The organism is Blastocatellia bacterium, from assembly GCA_035573895.1.
In the GTDB taxonomy this organism is placed as follows: Bacteria; Acidobacteriota; Blastocatellia; order HR10; family HR10; genus DATLZR01.
In genome coordinates, this window is sequence record DATLZR010000166.1 from 1 (window position 1) to 16,827 (window position 16,827).

Here is a 16,827-nt window from a genome sequence, read left to right on the forward strand (position 1 = left end):
GGTTCACCCGCACGAGGGTGGTGTTCTCGCGGAAAACATAAGCTCGGGGTGATTGTGGGTCGGTCATCGAGTCTGCCATAATCATCAAGCTATGATCGAACGACTGCTCAGTGCCGCCGTCTCGTTGGCGCTTGTGATCGGCGGGAGCCTGGCTCAAAGCGGTCGCCGTCCCTCGACGCCTCCTCCGGCAGAGAAAGGGAACAGCAGACCGGCGGACGACTCTGTTGTTACCCTGGAGACCTCAGAGGTCATCGTCCCCGTTACCGTGCGCGACCGCTACGGGCGGATTATTCGTGGGCTCAGCCGGTACGACTTCACCATTTACGAGGATGGCGTGCGTCAAGAGATCACGGATTTTTCCGTGGCGACTCTGCCCGTTTACATCGTCATGCTGATTGATGTGTCGGGGAGTGTGGCCACGGAGATCAATGATATCCGTCTTTCCGCGCTGGCCTTGATTCATGCCCTGGGGCCGAACGATAAGGTATCCATCATCCGATTCAACGATAAGGTCGAGCAGGTTCTCGACTGGGAAACGGACAAGCTGCGACTCCAACGGGCGCTCATGCAGTTGCCGGCTGTGGGGAATACGGCCCTTTACAAGGCTCTCGCTCTCGCCGCTGAGAAACTGCGTCCGGTTGAGGGGCGTCGCGCGATCATCCTCTTCACCGACGGGATTGATACCTACGAGGGAAAGGATCAGCGGACATTCGCCGAAGCGTTCGAGGCGGTGCGCCGGGCCGACGCGCTGGTGTACGTCATCAGCAAGACGAAAGCGCTGCGCGAGTATTTGCGCGGCCACCGATCTCCGTTGATCTTTCGACCACTTGATCCAAGTGGACCCTACTATCGGCTTTATCTGCAGGCGCTCGATCAGGCCGAAGAGATGCTCATCGAACTGGCCGAAAAGACCGGCGGGCGCATCTACTTCCCGCTGGAACAATCTGACCTCCGTGACGTCTACGGACAGATCGCCGAGGAGCTGGGGACTCAATACATCCTCCGCTATGTCCCCAAGGACACAACGCGCGATGGTCGCTATCGGCGCATTCGCGTGATGGTGAGCAATCCGGCCTATATCGCCTCGGCTCGCGAGGGCTATTATGCGCCCCGAGCTTCTCCCTGACAATTCTCCTGAGGGTGCGGTACCATAGTTGCTTCATCGGGGAGTTGCATCCATGACACAGATGCGTGAGCTGGCTATTCAGGTCGCCCGGGAGGCCGGCGCGTTGCTTCGGGACTACGCGGGTCGGACGATCGCTGTCTCCCAGAAATCGAGCGCGATTGATCTGGTGACGGAGGTTGATCTTCTCTCCGAGCGATTGATCGTCGAGAGGATCTCCACCCACTATCCGAAGCATCAGATTCTCGCCGAGGAGAGCGGGCAAACGGCCGTGGCCTCGGACTATCGCTGGTTGATTGATCCGCTGGACGGGACGACGAATTATGCTCACGGCTACCCCTTCTATTGCGTCGCCATTGCCCTGGAGTATAAGGGAGAGATCATCCTCGGCGTGGTCTACGATCCCAATCGAGACGAACTGTTCGTGGCTGAACGGGGAGCGGGAGCCACCTGCAATGGCCGTCCGATTCGCGTCTCCAGGACAGCCCGGCTGACCGAGAGCCTTTTGGCTACCGGATTCCCCTACGATGTGCGGCGGCGACCCACGACGAGCCTCGACTATTTTGGCCGTTTCGTCCTAACAGCCCAGGCCATCCGTCGGGATGGATCGGCGGCGCTCGATCTCTGTTACCTTGCCTGCGGGCGATTCGATGGATTCTGGGAGCAGGGGTTGGCTCCTTGGGATATGGCGGCGGGATTTCTTATCGTTGAGGAAGCCGGGGGGCGCGTGACGACGTTTGACGGAGGTCCCTTTACCATCTATAAGCCAGAAATGCTGGCGACAAATGGTCTCATCCACCAGGAGATGATGGAGGTCTTATGCCGATGACATCACTTCCAACGTGCGCGGGCTGCGGACAGCCGGTGCGCGTGAGTTTCGACCGCACCGGGACATCTCCCACCTCATTGCCGGATGATCCATCAAACGTTCTCTGTCGCTCCTGCGTGCAGCGATGGGGGCAGAATCCTGATGCTCCTTATATCGTTGCGTGCGGGGCGTACTACCGGAAAGCGGGCGAAGCCTTCGTCAAAATCGGCCCGGTGGGAGCATTTCACGGATGAGTCACTTCTTTCGCAGGCGAATGTGACCGAAGTTCGTTCGCAGCTTTAACACCGAGCTTCCCTTCCCGTAGATTCCCTCGACATGAGTGGCCGTTCGATTTTCCGAGCTGAAGCGAAAGGCTCCGGAGTCAATGCGCCCTTCATGGGTAGCGGCATCGAGGGTGAAGGAAGCGGTTTCCGGCACAACGACTTCAACGACCCCTCCCGCCGAATAGAGGCTGTAAACCCCCTGGGGAGCCAGATTCCCGATGAGGATGACGTTGCCATCGGTGCAACTGATGGCATCAATGGATGGTGAGGTGACTCCCTTCAATTCGATATTCCCCGAGGTGGTGAAGGCTTTCACCCGCCCGCGCACATCCTCCACGACGATAGGCCCTCCCATCGTTGACACCTCGATGGCGCACTGAGCCGGCACATCAATGGTGAGATGGACGGCCTCGAGGGGGGCGCGGCCTTTCTTGCGCAAGCGGACGGTTACGGTCTGACCCTCCTGATGAGCGTCAACGATAGCAGACCGAGAGGCCATCTCCGCCAGGACGCGAATCTCCGATCGTCCCCAGGCCCGAACCGTCACACTGCCGTGGAGGGAAGAATTGATTACCGTGAGCGTTGCGTTCTCCCCCACGCGAAAGGTCCTCTCCACTCGCTGGGGAGGAGCGGCAGCCACGGAGAGGCAGAGGAAAAGGCTTCCACCCAGTAGAAGTACGCCCGATCGTGCAAAGGCTGACGATGATGTCCGCATCGGCATCGCCTCGACGACGATCGAATTCACAGGGCGACAAATTGTTTGAGCATCTCCAGCTTCGCCTGCATGGCGGCCAGATAAAGCTCCTTGACGATCGGATCGCTTGGAGTCTGTTCCGCTGCCCGGCGGCAGCGAGCAATGCACTGGTCAATGATGGCCAGATTTCTCTCAAAAAGGCGTTGCACGTCGGGAGCCCAGCCTGAGCGCTTTCGAGCAATTTCCTGCTCCAGTTCGCGGATGCGCTGTTCCACCATCTCGATTTCCACCGTCGGCTTGTGAACGAGAATCAACCCCGTCGGCTCGATTCCGATCTGCATCTGTTGCGCCTCCCAGTTGGCGATCGGATTCTGGGACAGGGTCGGGGAGCCACCGCGGAACGAGCGAGAGAGGAAAGTCACGCCCGCCAGTACGGCAACAAGCACAGCCGCAGCCACCGCGAAAGAGGGGCGGAACCTCCTCCACGGGAGCATCCGAGCATATCCGGCGGGAGAGTTCATCCCTTGAAAGGGGTCGGCCGCGATGGCAGCAGAAATTCTCTCCCACACGCGAGGACTCGGCTCATACTCCGGCAGGTCCCGACAGGCATCGCGTATCGCGATCAGGTCGTCACAAATCGTTCGACAGTTCGGACACGCCTCCAAATGAGCGCGAATCTCAGCCTGTTCGGGAGCAGACAACAGGCCGTCAATGTAATCGGAGAGATTCTGTTGGTGCCGTTGGCATGACATACCCTCACTCCTTTCCCGACAAGAGACGGCGTAACTTCATGCGGGCCTTATGAAGTTGCGATTTGGATGTTCCCACGCTGCATCCGAGGAGTGCCGCAATCTCCTCGTGTTCGTATCCCTCGATGTCGTGCAGAACGAAGACCGTGCGATACCCGGCGGGAAGCTGGGCAATGGCCTGATCCAATGCGATGCGATCGAGGATGGGCATGGCATGCGGGCGTTCGGTCCCCTGCTGCACAACCTGGTGCATCTCCCCTTCCTCGGTGGTTTCCTCAAACCGCACACCCCGCCGTCGGAGATACATCAGTACCTGATTGACCGTCAACCGATGAAGCCAGGTGGTAAAGGCCGATTCCCCGCGGAAGGTTCCAATCTTACGATAAAGTTGAATGAAGACCTCTTGTGTCATATCTTCCGCATCGGTGGGATTGCCCAGCATCCGGTAGCACAGCGAATAAACCCGCCGTCGGTGCATCTCATAGAGCTTCTCAAAAGCTTCAACATCGCCTGTCGCTGACCGAGCTGCAAGTTCGAGATCGGTTGCGCTCTCTGAGGTCCTGACCGTCACATTGCCACCTCATGCGAGCACCACAGTCTGCGATTACCGATCTCGCCTACTGCGATGCCTCGACGATTTCTCCCGTTGTCTCGCAGATTATAATCGCTTAATTTTTCCGGCGAAAGACATTTTTTCAGCAACTTCTCACCGGCTCCGTATGGAGCGCCCTGCCGAGGCTCACCTGCTTTTCGAGTAAGGATGAAAGAACATTACGCCCCACGAGCGGTTGTGAGACCGGGTTTTTATTTATCGCCCATGGGGAAAGAGAGCGGGAGCGCCTTTTCTGCTCTCGACGAGGCTCACGCTTGATCGCATGGGGTCCCCGGTGGGAGCGAGCCATCCCGGACAGTCACGTCTACGTACCCGCTGCATCATTGTCTGACACCCTGTCGGAGGTGAGGTCTTGCGATCAACTTCCAACTTTCCTATGATATGCACGCGCACAGGCGGTGATGGACGAGCAAAACAGCGCCATTCGATTGGAACGAGTCAGAAAGTGCTACGGCCCGGTAGCAGCCGTTGAGGAGGCTTCCCTTGAAGTCAAAAAGGGAGAGTTTTTGACGCTCGTCGGGCCATCGGGATCGGGTAAGACGACGCTGCTGCGGCTGATCGCGGGTTTGGAGAAGCCGGATCGAGGACGGGTTTTCATCGGGGGGCGAGATGTAACGGGTGAACCGCCGTATCGCCGACCGGTGCATACGGTCTTTCAGCAGTATGTACTGTTTCCCCACCTGAATGTCTTCAAGAACGTCGCCTTCGGACTGGAGCAGAAGCGGCTTCCCCGGAGGGAGATCGAGCGGAAGGTGAAAGACATTCTCGATCTCGTTCATCTCTCCGGGTACGAACGTCGGATGCCACAGGAACTGTCCGGTGGGGAGCAACAGCGGGTAGCGGTGGCTCGGGCTCTGGTGCTGGAGCCGGAGGCGCTGCTTTTGGATGAGCCGCTGGCCGCTCTCGATCTCAAGCTGAGGCAGCAGATGCAATCGGAGCTGAAGCGATTGCAGCGCGAACTGAAGATTAGTTTCCTCCTGGTCACGCATGATCAGGAAGAAGCGATGGCCCTGTCGGATCGCATCGCCATCATGTCCGAGGGCCGAATCGAGCAGGTGGGGACCCCGCAGGAGGTCTACGAGCGTCCTGCCAGCAGCTTCGTGGCTAACTTCATCGGTCTGTCGAACATTTTCGAGACCGACGTGTACTGGCTCGATGATCATCACGCGCGGGTGATGCTTTGGGGGCGGCCGGTTGACATCCGCGTCAACGGGGGGGTCGCCCGGAGCCCTCAGGCGCGGCTGGCCATTCGACCCGAACATATCGAACTGCGAACGGAGGAGCCCACGGGGTCCTCGCTCGTTCACCGTCGCGGCGTGATTGACGATGCGCTCTATCTGGGCGAGGTGACGCGCTGGCAGGTGCGCGTCGGAGATACGGTGGTGACCGTTTCCCAGCCGAATCGTCCCGGATCGCCGCCGGAACGTTTTCGCATCGGTGACGCGGTGGTCCTTTGCTGCGCTCCGGAGAGCATCATCCTGTTTCCGCTTGGAAGCACGCCGATGGCTCACGCCGAGAAAAAATGAGGGGGAGATTTTTCCGCGATGGTGGCGCGGGGGGTGGATTTTCTCTCGAACGACTTCTTCGATATCTTCCTTTGCGCTCCTCGACGCTGCTTTTAGGATCGGCGGGATGGCTCGTTTTGTTCCTTCTCGCTCCACTTCTTCTGGTCGTCCTCTATAGTTTCACCACGCGCGGCCCCTATGGGGGAGTCCAGTGGATCTTCAGCGAAGAGAACTATCGGCGAGCATTCGATGCGCTGTATCTCGGCGTGTACTGGCGGTCGGTTCTGATCGCCGCTGTGACGACGCTGATCTGTTTGCTCGTGAGCTATCCCGTGGCCTATTACATTGCGCTTCAGGCCGACGCGCGATGGAAGAGCCTGTTGCTCGTTCTTTCCATCGCTCCTTTCTGGACGAGTTTTCTTCTTCGCACATACGCCTGGATGTTTTTGCTTCGTTCGGAAGGGCTGATCAACTCGGTGTTACTCCGGCTGGGACTCATTGATCAGCCTCTCAGTTGGCTTCTTTATTCGACGTTTGCGGTCATCGTCGGTCAGGTTTATGGAGAGCTTCCCTTCATGATCTTCCCGCTCTATGTGTCGCTCGAACGGCTGGATCGTCGTCTGATCGAGGCCGCTCTGGATCTGGGAGCGAATCGCTTCTGGGCATTTCTGCGGGTCGTGGTCCCGCTGACGCGAGCGGGGATCGTGACGGCCGTGGTTCTCGTCTTCATTCCCTCGCTCGGAGCCTTCATCACACCGGACCTTCTGGGGGGAGCGCGAACGGCGATGATTGGCACTCTCATCCAGAACCAGTTCATGCAGCGGAATCAACCGCTCGGATCGGCCTTCGCCGTCGTTCTCACGACGAGTGTGCTTTTGTTGCTGGCGATTGCCCTCCGGGTGGGATGGAGGGCCCACGGTCGGCCCACAAGGGTCGAGGGACTATGACGCACGGTCGCCGATACTGGCTGGGGCGGAGCTGGTTCGGACTCATCTCCGCTTTTCTCTACGCCCCCATCGTCGTACTGGCGATTTTCTCGTTCAACGACTCTCGACTGTCGGCGGTCTGGCGCGGGTTCACCTGGCGCTGGTACGTTGCGGCCTTGACGAATCAGGCGGTGATTGACTCCCTCCGCGTGAGTGTGATCGTCGCGGCCGTGACGACCCTGGTGGCGACGGTTCTGGGAACGGGCGCGGCGCTGGCCCTGGCGCGACGACGCGTTCGGTTTCGAGCCGCCTACGAGGGACTCTTCTTCCTCCCCATCATTGTACCGGAGATCGTCGTGGGATTTGCCACCGTCACCTATTTTGGTCTGATCGGACTGTCGTTGGGGATGACGACGGTGATCATCGCCCATGTTGCATTCAGTCTCTCGTACGTCTTTTTCGTCGTGCGGGCGCGGCTGGCCTCGCTCGATCCGCGCCTGGAGGAAGCGGCCATGGATTTGGGAGCCACGGAGTCGCAGGCGTTCCTTCGCGTCACATTGCCCCTGCTTGCTCCGGCGATCGTAGCCTCGGCGCTTCTCGTCTTCACGCTCTCGCTGGATGACTATGTCATCACCTCGTTCGTCGCGGGGCCGGGAGCTTCGACGCTTCCCCTGCGCCTGTATTCGATGATCAAGACCGGCATCACCCCGGAGATGAATGCCATTTCGACCCTTTTGCTTGTGATCACCGTGGTGCTGGTTGCCCTCTCGTTCCACCTTCAGCGCGGGCGACTGACGCGAACCACCGTGGCTCTGGCCGTGGGCATTGTGCTGGCGATCACCCTTTTCACCTTCGGACGGGGATCATCGGAAGCGGGTCGCCGTCATCTGAACCTGCTCATCTGGTCGAGTTACATCTCGCCCCGGGTGGTGCGCGAGTTTGAACAGCGCTATCACGCCCGGGTGCACATCGAAACATACGACTCCAACGAAGCGATGCTGGCCAAGCTTCAGGCGGGGGTCGTCGCCTATGATGTGATCGTGCCGAGCGATTACATGGTGAGAATCCTGGTGAAGGAGAATCTCCTGCGGCCACTCGATCACTCCCGGCTCCCCAATATGACCCATCTCGATTCGAGCGCCCTCAATCTTCCGTTCGATCCGGAGAATCGCTATTCGCTTCCCTATGTCGTGGGGACGACGGGGATCGGGTATCGCCGGGATAAAGTCGCTCACCCGATTGACAGTTGGTCGGTGTTCTGGGATGAGCGGTATCGTCACCGCCTCGTCATGCTTGATGACATGCGCGAGGTGTTCGGCGTGGCGCTGCGACGGCTCGGCTTTTCCATCAACACCACCAATGAAGGTGAGCTGCGTCAGGCTCGTGATCTTCTCATCAGACAGAAGCCGCTTGTTCGCGCCTACGACAGTGCGGCTTTCGACCAGGTGTTGCTCAGCGGGGATGCCTGGATCGTTATGGCTTACAACGGACAGATCGCCAAGGCCATGATGGAGGATCCCAACATCGCTTACGCTCTTCCCCGCGAAGGATGCACGCTGACGGTAGATAACCTGAGTATCCCGCGAACGGCTCAGGACCCTGACCTCGCCCTGGCCTTTATCAATTTTCTTATGGAGCCGAGGATCGCCGCCGAGAATATGAACGACATCGGCTATGCGATTCCCAACCGGGCTGCACGTCCGTGGATTCGACGGGAATTGCGGGAGAATCCGGCGCTCTTCCCTCCACCCGAAGCATTGAAGAACTGCGAGTATCTTTCGGACCTCGGTCCGATGACGGTCGTGTACGACCGATACTGGACCGAGCTGAAGATTCATCCCTGATGAACCTGAGCGGCTGCCTGCGAAAGAGAATTCGTTGACCCAGGGTGTGTGACCACCGATTCAGCCGCTGTCGGTTCATCTTGTTCCGGTGATGCGCGGGCGTTTTTCAGGGGAGCAACCCGTAGACCCGTCCGGCCTGGAGGCGAGGGATCTGTCCGGGAATGTCAATGCTGGCTCCGGGAGCCCCAATGACGAGATTCCCCTGTGCATCAGCGTTGAAGTCGGTTACCATCACGGCCCAACCCAGTTCATCTCCGGGGGCGCGCGCGAGGACGCGGAGGTCATCTCCGCCGAGAGAAAGGTCTCGCGTGGCCGTGAGCAAAAAGTCCGGTCCGCCGCGAAAGGCATAGACCACCCCTTTGTTCTGGTCGGCATGAGGAGCGGCCACGACCAGATCGGCGATGGCATCGGTGGACCCCACTGCGCCAAGCGGACCGGCGGCCAGGGCCAGGCCGAGGCGGTCGAGCGCCTGAGCGCCGATGATCGTCAGGCTCGCATCACGCAGAGCGATGTCCATTCGGCCTCGCGTGGTGAGTCGGGAGCCTCCTGCGATCACATAGGCTTCGCCCGCGCCGGGACGGCTATTGGTACCACCGTCGGCATCGGGTGCGCCGATGAGTATATCGCCGAGACCATCACCGGTGACATCGGCTGCGGCGACCGATGCTCCCAGGTGATCTTCGGCATCAGCTCCGTACACGACGAGAGGGGCGCTGGAGACGGTCAGATCAATCGTGCGCGTCCCTGATAGAGGAACGAGCGATGTCCCGCCGAAGAAAATGACGACCGCTCCGGCATCAGCAGCCGCTGATACGAAGGGAAGACCACGTCCCGGTCGGTCCATGAGCGGTGCACCGATGAGGAGGTCACCGACACCGTTGCCGTTCACATCGCCGATAGCCAGGGCATTTCCGAGCAACGCTCCCGATGGGCCATAGACCGTCAGGTTCGCATTTGTTCGAGCCAGATCAATGACGCGCGACGCGCCGTCAACCCGACCGAGGCTCGACCCGCCGATGAAGAGATACGCGGCGCCCCCACGATCCCGGGGAGCCCTCACCGGTGAAGGACCTTTGCTCTCTGGCGCTCCGATGAGAATGTCTTTGATGGCCTGCTCGCGGAGAGGTTGGCTGCTGAGTCCTCCCATATTGCCGACAGCGACGGCGCTGCCGAAGCTGTCGCCGGTTCGCACGCCGTAGATGATGACGTCGGCATGATTCGGGACGGCCAGGTCAATCGTCTGGCCTCCGAGTGTCGGCGTGCCGAGAATCACGTAGGCCGCGCCGACATCCGGGCGAGCGAGATCCCCTGCAGCCGGAAAATCGGCTCCCGGTGCTCCGATGACCAGATCATCGGTGCCATCGCCGTTAACATCACCCGCTCCAAGGGCAAATCCGAACTGATCGCCGGCCGTTGCACCGAGAATCCGGAGATTCGGTTGATTCGGAGCCAGCGCGTTCGTATCAACGATCGAGGGGGTCAGGAAGCCCTGTCCGCCGAAGACGATGTACACGCTCCCCGCATCGGGACGCAGGGAACCGTCGGCGACAACATCGGCCTGAGGAGCACCGATGGCCAGGTCCGGAAGTCCATCCCGATTGAAGTCTCCACCGGCGAGGGCGTGGGCTCGCCTCAAATCGGGCAATGCGACCGGCGCTGCATTGCCGCTCAGATGGTCGTTGCTCAGAGCGCCGAGAATCGAAATATGGTTAGCCGACGTGCTCAAATCAACCACTACCGGTACCTGCGGCGAAGTGGACGCTCGGCCTTTCGATGAAACATCCGTCATCAACGTGGCGTTCATCCCGCCGATCAGAACGAGCACCATTACTGTGGGCATAGACGCAAGCCGCGCGGTCATGAGAAAGCGACGGATATGACGAGAGCAAAATCGGCGTTTGTTCCATCGGCGCATCTCCGATGTATCCTGGCGTGTCGGGAATGGGAGAGTCATCATGTCGTTTTTTTACCTCCGCCTCAGAGGCTGGGCCATCGTATCAGCATCATCATGCGTGGTCAAGCAGGGAATTCTGCTGCCTGCGACAAATTCCCCTGTGCTTGTCGCGCTATTGCAGAACGGGAGCGAAGGCTCTACTATTGAAGCGGCATTGACATCATGAAGAGGCTCGCACTGCTTATCGGGCTGTGGCCGCTGCTTGGCTTAACCGGAGCCATTTACCATTGGCCGGGGTTCATCCCTTCCGTCCCGGCAGTCACATTCGTTCGATGGACTCAAGACCCTCGTCGCCCTCCGCCGAATCCGGGAAGCCCGGATCGTTCCGGTGCAGCGGCTATCACGTTTGGGGGGAAAACAAGCGAAGATGTCCTGCCGAATCCCTATCGGTTTCAGGCTCCGCCGGAAAAGACCATCGAAGCTGCGGATCAACTACTCAAAGACCTGCAGCTTGAGCTGGACAAGGAGAAGAGCCAGCCCCGTGCGGGCATCTTTGTCACCACCTGGTACGTTTTCTCCCGAGGGATTACGGCCCGGAGCGAGCTGGCGCGGGTGGCCGACATGAGCGATCAGGAGATTCACAACTGGACGGCAGCCCGATATCGGCTCGACATTCGCATTAATCTCGTCGAACCGAATGCGTCGCTGGTCACGGTCACGGCGGAGATCGAAGGCCGCTCTCAGGATGTCCTGGCGAGCGCCTGGATCAAACGCCCGTCGAAGGGAGTGATCGAGAACAATATCTTGCGTCTCTTGCGCGAACGGTTGGAGGCTCGGTGAGCATGACCGACTTCGCTCTGCTGGTAGGTGTCATCGTTCTGGCGGTCGGGATCGCCATTTATGCTCTTCGACAATACCTCCACGAACGCATGATGAGCCCCGGCTCACGGGATGCACCTGGCACTCGCCGACCGTCGGGTGCGGCGATGACGGCTTCGGTCTCGAGTGAAAGCGCGGCTGCTTCCGCCGTGTCGGAGCCGTCTCCGCCGGCGAGAGGTTCTCCATTGCCGGTGTCACCTCCTGCCCGGGCAGCGGCGTCTCCATCTCCGGCCATAGGGGGAAGCCAAGCGCCGGCTGGGACTCAGCCATTGGGGGAGAGGGGCGCGGGACACTCCTTGCCTGTCGCTTCATCGCGTGGGACGGCAGGGCCTGCTTTGCTCCACCGCGCGAGCGAGCGGCGCGGCAGCCTGTTGATCAGCCCGGCGCTTCCGCCAGAAGTCGAACGGGCTCGCCTGGCGCGCGAGTTGCACCAGTTGACTCATCGCTCGCGTCGGCAGCGATGGATTGCTCTGGCGGTGGGAGTGATCCTCGCGGGGCTCATCCCGCTCTATCTGTTCGTGCCCGCCGTTCATGAACGGTTGAATCCGCATGTAACCTATCTGCGCATTCGATTGGGGTTACAGCCCCCGCCGCCCCCTCCTGAGCCCACGCTCGCGCCGCGAGACCTGGAAGTGTCGTATTCCAATGAGCTGAGAGAGACAAACGGAAAGATCGTCCTCACCGGCACGGTGAGAAATGTCAGCGCGCAAAAGACCTTCACCAATCTCTTCGCGGAACTGTCGCTTGTCCGCAAAGAGGGCCGACTCATCGAAACGCGCGTGGTGGCCGTCAAACCGGCGACGCTCGCTCCCGGTCAGGAGGGGCGCTATGAGCTGATCGTTCCGGCATCCGAGTTCATCGGCAACCGCAAGGTCCGCATCTTTGCCGACGGTGTGGAGATTCCCTACCGGTATGTTTTGCCCGAGGGGATCGTGGAGGTGCAGAATTCCGGCTCGCCCGCATCACTCCCTCGCTCTTCGACGCGGAGAACCCCATGACGCTCCTCCGAATTCGCACCGAAGGCGACCAGGTTGTTGCCCTCTCCAGGTGGAGGTCAGCGTGACGCCTGTTGGATTGTTGTTGATTATTGTCCTGGGCGTAGGGGTCGGAGCATTCGGCTCTCTGCTGGGAGTCGGTGGGGGCTTGATCATGGTTCCGTTCCTTCATCTCATTTTTCACGCTCCTTTTCGCACTGCCATCGGCATTAGTTTACTCAGCATCATCGCCACGGCCAGTGGTGCGGCCAGCATCTATGCCCGGCAAGGGAAGGTGGCCATTCGCCTGGGCATCGTTTTAGAACTCGCTACTGTCACCGGTGGGATTACGGGAGGCGTCCTGGCCGGATGGCTGTCGGAACAGATCCTCAGTTTTCTCTTCGCTCTGCTGCTGATTTTCACGGCCTGGACGATGATGCACACGGCCAACCAGACGGAACGGGCCTCCGATCGTCCTGGTGAGGGCCATGAGGAGAAAGCCAGCGACATTCCCGGGAAAAATCTCCCCCTCGGACTCGGTGGATCTTTCGTCGCCGGGATGAGTGCCGGATTGCTCGGCATCGGCGGTGGCGTCATCAAGGTTCCTCTCATGCATGAAGTCATGGGTGTGCCGTTCAAAATTGCGACGGCGACATCCACTTTTATGATGGGCGTGACGGCTACGGCGACGGCCTTGATCTATTACTCGCGCGGGGACATTGATCCGTTGCTGGCCGCACCGATGATCCTGGGAATCCTGCTCGGAGCGAGTGGAGGAGCCCGTCTGTCTGAACGATTGCCCACACGCCTGTTGAAGCTGAGTTTTGCCGGTGTCTTACTCTATTTCGCTCTTGTGCTCCTGTTACGGTCCTTAGGGATGTCTCCTTTTCACGGACGATGAACGCGACATCGGAGCGGCTGAATCTGCTTTTGGCGCGGCTTCTGCTCGGCTGCATCTGGGGGAGCCTTGTGTTGCTGACTGTGGGGGTGATACTGGTGGTGATCGAGAACCCTCGTCAGATTCATCCGCTTCCTCTGTTGAGTCCGGCTGAGCTTCTCTCCCGCATGAGAATCGCGCGAGGAGAAGTGCTGGTCAATCTGGGATTGCTGGTGATCCTTCTCACGCCCATTGTTCGGGTGGTGACGCTGGCCATCTACTTCCTCACCCGCAAAGAAGGGAAATACGGGCTCGTCTCGTTGCTCACTCTTTTTCTCCTGCTGTCCGATCTTTTCGCTGCCCTGCGGTAACGCTCGTGCCCTGATAGGCGGTGGGCCACCAATAACCGGTAATGAGCAAAACGCCAGAGGGGTAACTCGTTACCGGGTGATCCCCGCCCTCCGGTTTCATCGGCTGAAATAGTGGAACTTATCGCGTCTCTGGAACGTCTATACAGACGTAAAGTGAAACCGCAAGGGAGTGACAAACGTATCAGGTAGCGTGGCGAAAGGAATGGACGGCACGATGTGCTCGGAAGCAGCACAGGGAATTTTAGATTGGCAACTGGTGCGAGCCTCGGCGGCGGGTGATGAACAGGCCTTCGAGCAGCTTTACCGCCGGTACAGCCGACGTGTCTACTCCCTCTGCCTGCGAATCTTAGGAAATCCCGCTGATGCGGAGGATGTGACTCAGGAGGTCTTCCTTCAGCTTTTCCGCAAACTGGGAACGTTTCGGGGGGATGCGGCCTTCACGACCTGGCTTCATCGGATGACGGTCAATGCTGCGCTCATGCACTTGCGAAAGAGCGTCGTGCGCCACGAAGAGGCGCAGGCCGATGAGCAGATTCGCGGACTGACTGATGCCCGCGCCCACGAACGAGGCGCACTCCCGCTCATTGATCGCATCGCGCTGGAGCGGGCCATTCAGCAATTGCCGCCGGGGTATCGAACCGTCTTTGTGCTCCATGATGTGGAAGGATACGAGCACGAGGAGATCGCGCGGATGCTCGGCATCAGCGTGGGAACGACCAAATCCCAGCTTCACAAAGCCCGCATGAAACTGCGTCAAATGCTCACGGCGAGCGCCGAACAATCCCCTTCCGCCTAAAAATGGGGTGCCGCCTGACCCGGTTCTCCGAGGAGCGACGAATATCCCCCTGCGTTTCCGACCACAACCAACAGTTTCCCCACGCCCGGTCTCCACAAAACCGGAGATGACGGCGGAAGTGCCACCGTGATCTCTAAAAACTCAGCAAATAGGTGAACTTGAAGATGAGGGCTCGACCGAGCAACCGCCCGCTGTCATCGCGCCGCTCGTTGTAAACGACATAGAGGTCGCTCAAGGGACGGTGGATGATGTTGAACCGAATGTTAGACGACCACGTCCGACTCGTCTGATTGTACTGAATGAGAGCGTTCAAAAAGATGTTTGTGCTGAAGGAGTAAGCCGCGCGGAAGGAGAAGAGGTCGGCGTTGAAGCTCCCCTTTTTCAGGTCAATATTGTTGCGCGTGTAGCTGAGGTTGGTCGTGAGCCGATAATTGACCCGCAGCGCGATGCCTCCGGAGTACTGTCGGCGGTATCCGTCGTAAAACGGGCCGGTGGCCAGGCGCGTGGTAAACGACAGGGGCTTGCTGCGGTCGGTCGTGGCCAAAAAGAAATATTCGTTGAAGCGATAGCGTCCCGGATCAATGGAAACACGGGGATGGATGGCGAACGGGCTCACGAGTCGCTCGTAGCTGGAGTTAATTCCGACTTCGAGAAATGTTCCATCCTGAAGCGTGACGGGGAGGTGATAGTCAATCAGTCGGGTCTCCAGCCGTCCCGAGGGATCATTAATGTAGTCGAGCTGCCAGTGAGGAAAGATCTCTCGCACTCGACGACGGAGGGCGGTCGGCCGCCAGTGGGCCCCCCAGAAGCTGGCCCACTTGCTCATTCCTCGACGGGGAACGAAGCCCAGGGGATTGTCGAAATTCTGTTGAATGTTGGTGTAGGATTGGCGCGTCTCCCAAAAGTTGTTGCGCCAGTTGAGCGCGAGGCGGCCCGCCAGATTCTTGCGGGAAATGTGCGGAGCAGCCACCTTGGCCAGGTAGGCGCTGAGATTGAGATTTTGGAAGAAGCGGAAGTTGGCATCTCCGCCGTAGATGCGGTGAAACGAGCCACCCTGTCGGGCCACATTCATGAACATGGCACCGATGTCGGAGTTGGCCAGGATGTTCCGGCGGAGTCGGGCGACGGTGAAATTGGTGGACGGAGTCGTCGCCGATGCCCCCTGCTGGATGTTGAGCAGACCCAGCTCAAAAGGACCGGCGCGACCGGTGAGTCTCAACCCTCCCCGCAGTGGAATGGGCTCTCCGCTGTCGGACAGGCCGATGCGCCGACTGAAAAAGAGGATCATATCATCACGCACGGCTCCTTGACGCCCTCCGCCCGCCGCTGCTCCCGGACCCATCCCCATGCGCTCGGGCGTTCCAAAGCGAAAGATGCCGGAACTCTCCAGGAAGAATTCTCGCTTCTCCGGGAAGAAGAGGCTGAACCGGGTGAGGTTCACCTGTTGCTCATCGGCTTCCACCTGAGAGAAGTCCGTGTTGTAGCTGAGGTCGAGCGTCAGGCCGGAAGTGATCCCCCACTTGACGTCTACTCCCACATCGCCGAGATAGGTGCGGTGAAAAGCCGGCCCACCGTTATTCAGATCCGTGACGCTTCCGACCACGTAGGGTTTGATCCTCAGATTCGATCCGGAGCTGATGCCTTCGAGCCCTTCGAGCACCCCCGCCCGTGAGACATAGTGAATGCTGCCGAACATGCGGGGGATGGGGGCCCAGTAGCTCTCTTCATTCTTGCGACGCAGCCGTCGCATGAAGTTGATGCCCCAGACGAGCTGATTCCCCTCCCGGAATTTCAGCGTGCGGAAGGGGATGGCCATCTCCACCACCCAGCCATCACCGTTGACGCGCGTTTTGACCGACCACACGCCATCCCAGTTGGTATTGACCTCGCGACCTTCATTGGTCATCTGGGCATCCCATCGGGCTCCGGCGGGATTGGTGGCAAACTCGTAGCCGTTGCGACGATCATAAAATGTATCGAGGACGACGCCCACCACGTCTCCGTCCGACGTGTTGAAGTCCTTGAGCAGTTCGTTAATGATGACCTCCTGGACCTGGCGATCGTAGGCCACGAAACTGATGTAGAGGGTTTCCCGGTCGTAGGCTACGCGCGCCTGGGTTGCTTCGGAAGCGGGCTCTCCCTCCTGCGGCTCGGTCTGAGTGAAGTTGTCGGCGACCGCTGCTCGTTCCCACACCGGTTCATCGAGAACGCCATCGAGCACAATCCTCTCGCCGTCAGCCACCCGCTCGGCCCGGAGGCGAAAATCCGAAGGCCGACGAGAAGGTCGAGAGGAACCTGGAGTTACAGAGGGATTTCCGGCAGGAGCCGATGATTCTTTTTGACTGTCCCAACTCGCATCCGAACGGTCTGTCACCGATACATTCCCGACCGACCGACCGGGAATTTGTATCGCCGGCGGGGATGATGCCGCCAGCAAAAACTCTGACGTTCCCCATCCCCCGACGATCATCAGCAAGAGCACAACTGCTC

At 59.5% G+C, this 16,827-nt stretch carries 16 protein-coding genes; 11 read left to right on the forward strand and 5 right to left on the reverse strand.

All coding sequences use genetic code 11. The features are described from left to right. Positions 1 to 91: 91 nt before the first annotated feature. From VNM72_14390 to VNM72_14400, 3 genes are read left to right on the forward strand one after another with little or no spacing between them, the layout of a single operon-like run. Complete coding sequence (locus VNM72_14390) at positions 92 to 1,126, forward strand: VWA domain-containing protein (GenBank protein ID HXF06586.1); 1,035 nt, start codon at positions 92 to 94, stop codon at positions 1,124 to 1,126. Between the two features lie 52 nt (positions 1,127 to 1,178). Further along, positions 1,179 to 1,952: an inositol monophosphatase family protein gene (locus VNM72_14395; protein HXF06587.1), complete on the forward strand. Its 774-nt coding sequence runs from the start codon at positions 1,179 to 1,181 to the stop codon at positions 1,950 to 1,952. Beyond that, positions 1,949 to 2,185 (forward strand): hypothetical protein, encoded by a 237-nt coding sequence (locus tag VNM72_14400; protein HXF06588.1) that lies wholly within the window; start codon positions 1,949 to 1,951, stop codon positions 2,183 to 2,185. Before VNM72_14395 ends, VNM72_14400 begins: the two co-directional genes overlap by 4 nt. A 1-nt stretch (position 2,186) precedes the next feature. On the opposite strand, the gene VNM72_14405 is transcribed toward VNM72_14400, so the two are convergent. Genes VNM72_14405 through VNM72_14415 form a run of 3 tightly spaced genes read right to left on the reverse strand, consistent with a single transcriptional unit; the run spans position 2,187 to position 4,229 of the window. After that, positions 2,187 to 2,960: a DUF4097 family beta strand repeat-containing protein gene (locus VNM72_14405; GenBank protein ID HXF06589.1), complete on the reverse strand. Its 774-nt coding sequence runs from the start codon at positions 2,958 to 2,960 to the stop codon at positions 2,187 to 2,189. After that, complete coding sequence (locus tag VNM72_14410) at positions 2,957 to 3,661, reverse strand: anti-sigma factor (GenBank protein HXF06590.1); 705 nt, start codon at positions 3,659 to 3,661, stop codon at positions 2,957 to 2,959. Before VNM72_14410 ends, VNM72_14405 begins: the two co-directional genes overlap by 4 nt. A 4-nt stretch (positions 3,662 to 3,665) precedes the next feature. After that, positions 3,666 to 4,229 carry an RNA polymerase sigma factor gene (locus tag VNM72_14415; GenBank protein ID HXF06591.1) on the reverse strand — a complete coding sequence of 188 codons (564 nt, stop codon included), beginning with the start codon at positions 4,227 to 4,229 and terminating at the stop codon, positions 3,666 to 3,668. Between the two features lie 443 nt (positions 4,230 to 4,672). Between VNM72_14415 and VNM72_14420 the strand changes: the two genes are divergently transcribed. Genes VNM72_14420 through VNM72_14430 form a run of 3 tightly spaced genes read left to right on the forward strand, consistent with a single transcriptional unit; the run spans position 4,673 to position 8,546 of the window. Continuing rightward, complete coding sequence (locus VNM72_14420; protein ID HXF06592.1) at positions 4,673 to 5,797, forward strand: ABC transporter ATP-binding protein; 1,125 nt, start codon at positions 4,673 to 4,675, stop codon at positions 5,795 to 5,797. Next, entirely contained in the window at positions 5,794 to 6,723 is a 930-nt protein-coding gene (locus tag VNM72_14425; GenBank protein HXF06593.1) for an ABC transporter permease, read from the forward strand. Before VNM72_14420 ends, VNM72_14425 begins: the two co-directional genes overlap by 4 nt. Beyond that, complete coding sequence (locus tag VNM72_14430; GenBank protein HXF06594.1) at positions 6,720 to 8,546, forward strand: extracellular solute-binding protein; 1,827 nt, start codon at positions 6,720 to 6,722, stop codon at positions 8,544 to 8,546. Before VNM72_14425 ends, VNM72_14430 begins: the two co-directional genes overlap by 4 nt. 106 nt (positions 8,547 to 8,652) lie before the next feature. On the opposite strand, the gene VNM72_14435 is transcribed toward VNM72_14430, so the two are convergent. Next, the gene (locus VNM72_14435) at positions 8,653 to 10,503 is read right to left on the reverse strand and encodes a hypothetical protein (GenBank protein ID HXF06595.1); all 1,851 of its coding nucleotides are present in this window, start codon (positions 10,501 to 10,503) and stop codon (positions 8,653 to 8,655) included. Positions 10,504 to 10,662: 159 nt separating this feature from the next. Here VNM72_14435 and VNM72_14440 point away from each other — a divergent pair, with 159 nt between their 5' ends. From VNM72_14440 to VNM72_14460, 5 genes are all read left to right on the forward strand, one after another. Further along, positions 10,663 to 11,280 carry a hypothetical protein gene (locus VNM72_14440; GenBank protein HXF06596.1) on the forward strand — a complete coding sequence of 206 codons (618 nt, stop codon included), beginning with the start codon at positions 10,663 to 10,665 and terminating at the stop codon, positions 11,278 to 11,280. 374 nt (positions 11,281 to 11,654) lie between these two features. Then, complete coding sequence (locus VNM72_14445) at positions 11,655 to 12,317, forward strand: FxLYD domain-containing protein (protein ID HXF06597.1); 663 nt, start codon at positions 11,655 to 11,657, stop codon at positions 12,315 to 12,317. 61 nt (positions 12,318 to 12,378) lie between these two features. Further along, positions 12,379 to 13,194 (forward strand): sulfite exporter TauE/SafE family protein, encoded by an 816-nt coding sequence (locus tag VNM72_14450; protein ID HXF06598.1) that lies wholly within the window; start codon positions 12,379 to 12,381, stop codon positions 13,192 to 13,194. Next, complete coding sequence (locus tag VNM72_14455) at positions 13,191 to 13,541, forward strand: DUF1634 domain-containing protein (GenBank protein ID HXF06599.1); 351 nt, start codon at positions 13,191 to 13,193, stop codon at positions 13,539 to 13,541. The genes VNM72_14450 and VNM72_14455 overlap by 4 nt, the downstream gene beginning before the upstream one ends. A gap of 202 nt (positions 13,542 to 13,743) precedes the next feature. Beyond that, on the forward strand, positions 13,744 to 14,337 hold the full coding sequence (locus VNM72_14460; GenBank protein HXF06600.1) for an RNA polymerase sigma factor: 594 nt from the start codon (positions 13,744 to 13,746) through the stop codon (positions 14,335 to 14,337). Between the two features lie 133 nt (positions 14,338 to 14,470). Here the strand turns inward: VNM72_14460 and VNM72_14465 are convergent. Then, the coding region (locus tag VNM72_14465; GenBank protein ID HXF06601.1) for a DUF5916 domain-containing protein at positions 14,471 to 16,827 on the reverse strand (2,357 nt) is incomplete at its 5' end.

Excerpts from the sequence above, each read along its gene's own strand:
- VNM72_14390 (HXF06586.1), top strand. The coding sequence starts at position 92 with ATGATCGAACGACTGCTCAGTGCCGCCGTCTCGTTGGCGCTTGTGATC.
- VNM72_14395 (HXF06587.1), top strand. The coding sequence starts at position 1,179 with ATGACACAGATGCGTGAGCTGGCTATTCAGGTCGCCCGGGAGGCCGGC.
- VNM72_14400 (HXF06588.1), top strand. The coding sequence starts at position 1,949 with ATGACATCACTTCCAACGTGCGCGGGCTGCGGACAGCCGGTGCGCGTG.
- VNM72_14410 (HXF06590.1), bottom strand. The coding sequence starts at position 3,661 with ATGTCATGCCAACGGCACCAACAGAATCTCTCCGATTACATTGACGGC.
- VNM72_14420 (HXF06592.1), top strand. The coding sequence starts at position 4,673 with ATGGACGAGCAAAACAGCGCCATTCGATTGGAACGAGTCAGAAAGTGC.
- VNM72_14425 (HXF06593.1), top strand. The coding sequence starts at position 5,794 with ATGAGGGGGAGATTTTTCCGCGATGGTGGCGCGGGGGGTGGATTTTCT.
- VNM72_14430 (HXF06594.1), top strand. The coding sequence starts at position 6,720 with ATGACGCACGGTCGCCGATACTGGCTGGGGCGGAGCTGGTTCGGACTC.
- VNM72_14435 (HXF06595.1), bottom strand. The coding sequence starts at position 10,503 with ATGATGACTCTCCCATTCCCGACACGCCAGGATACATCGGAGATGCGC.
- VNM72_14440 (HXF06596.1), top strand. The coding sequence starts at position 10,663 with ATGAAGAGGCTCGCACTGCTTATCGGGCTGTGGCCGCTGCTTGGCTTA.
- VNM72_14455 (HXF06599.1), top strand. The coding sequence starts at position 13,191 with ATGAACGCGACATCGGAGCGGCTGAATCTGCTTTTGGCGCGGCTTCTG.
- VNM72_14460 (HXF06600.1), top strand. The coding sequence starts at position 13,744 with ATGGACGGCACGATGTGCTCGGAAGCAGCACAGGGAATTTTAGATTGG.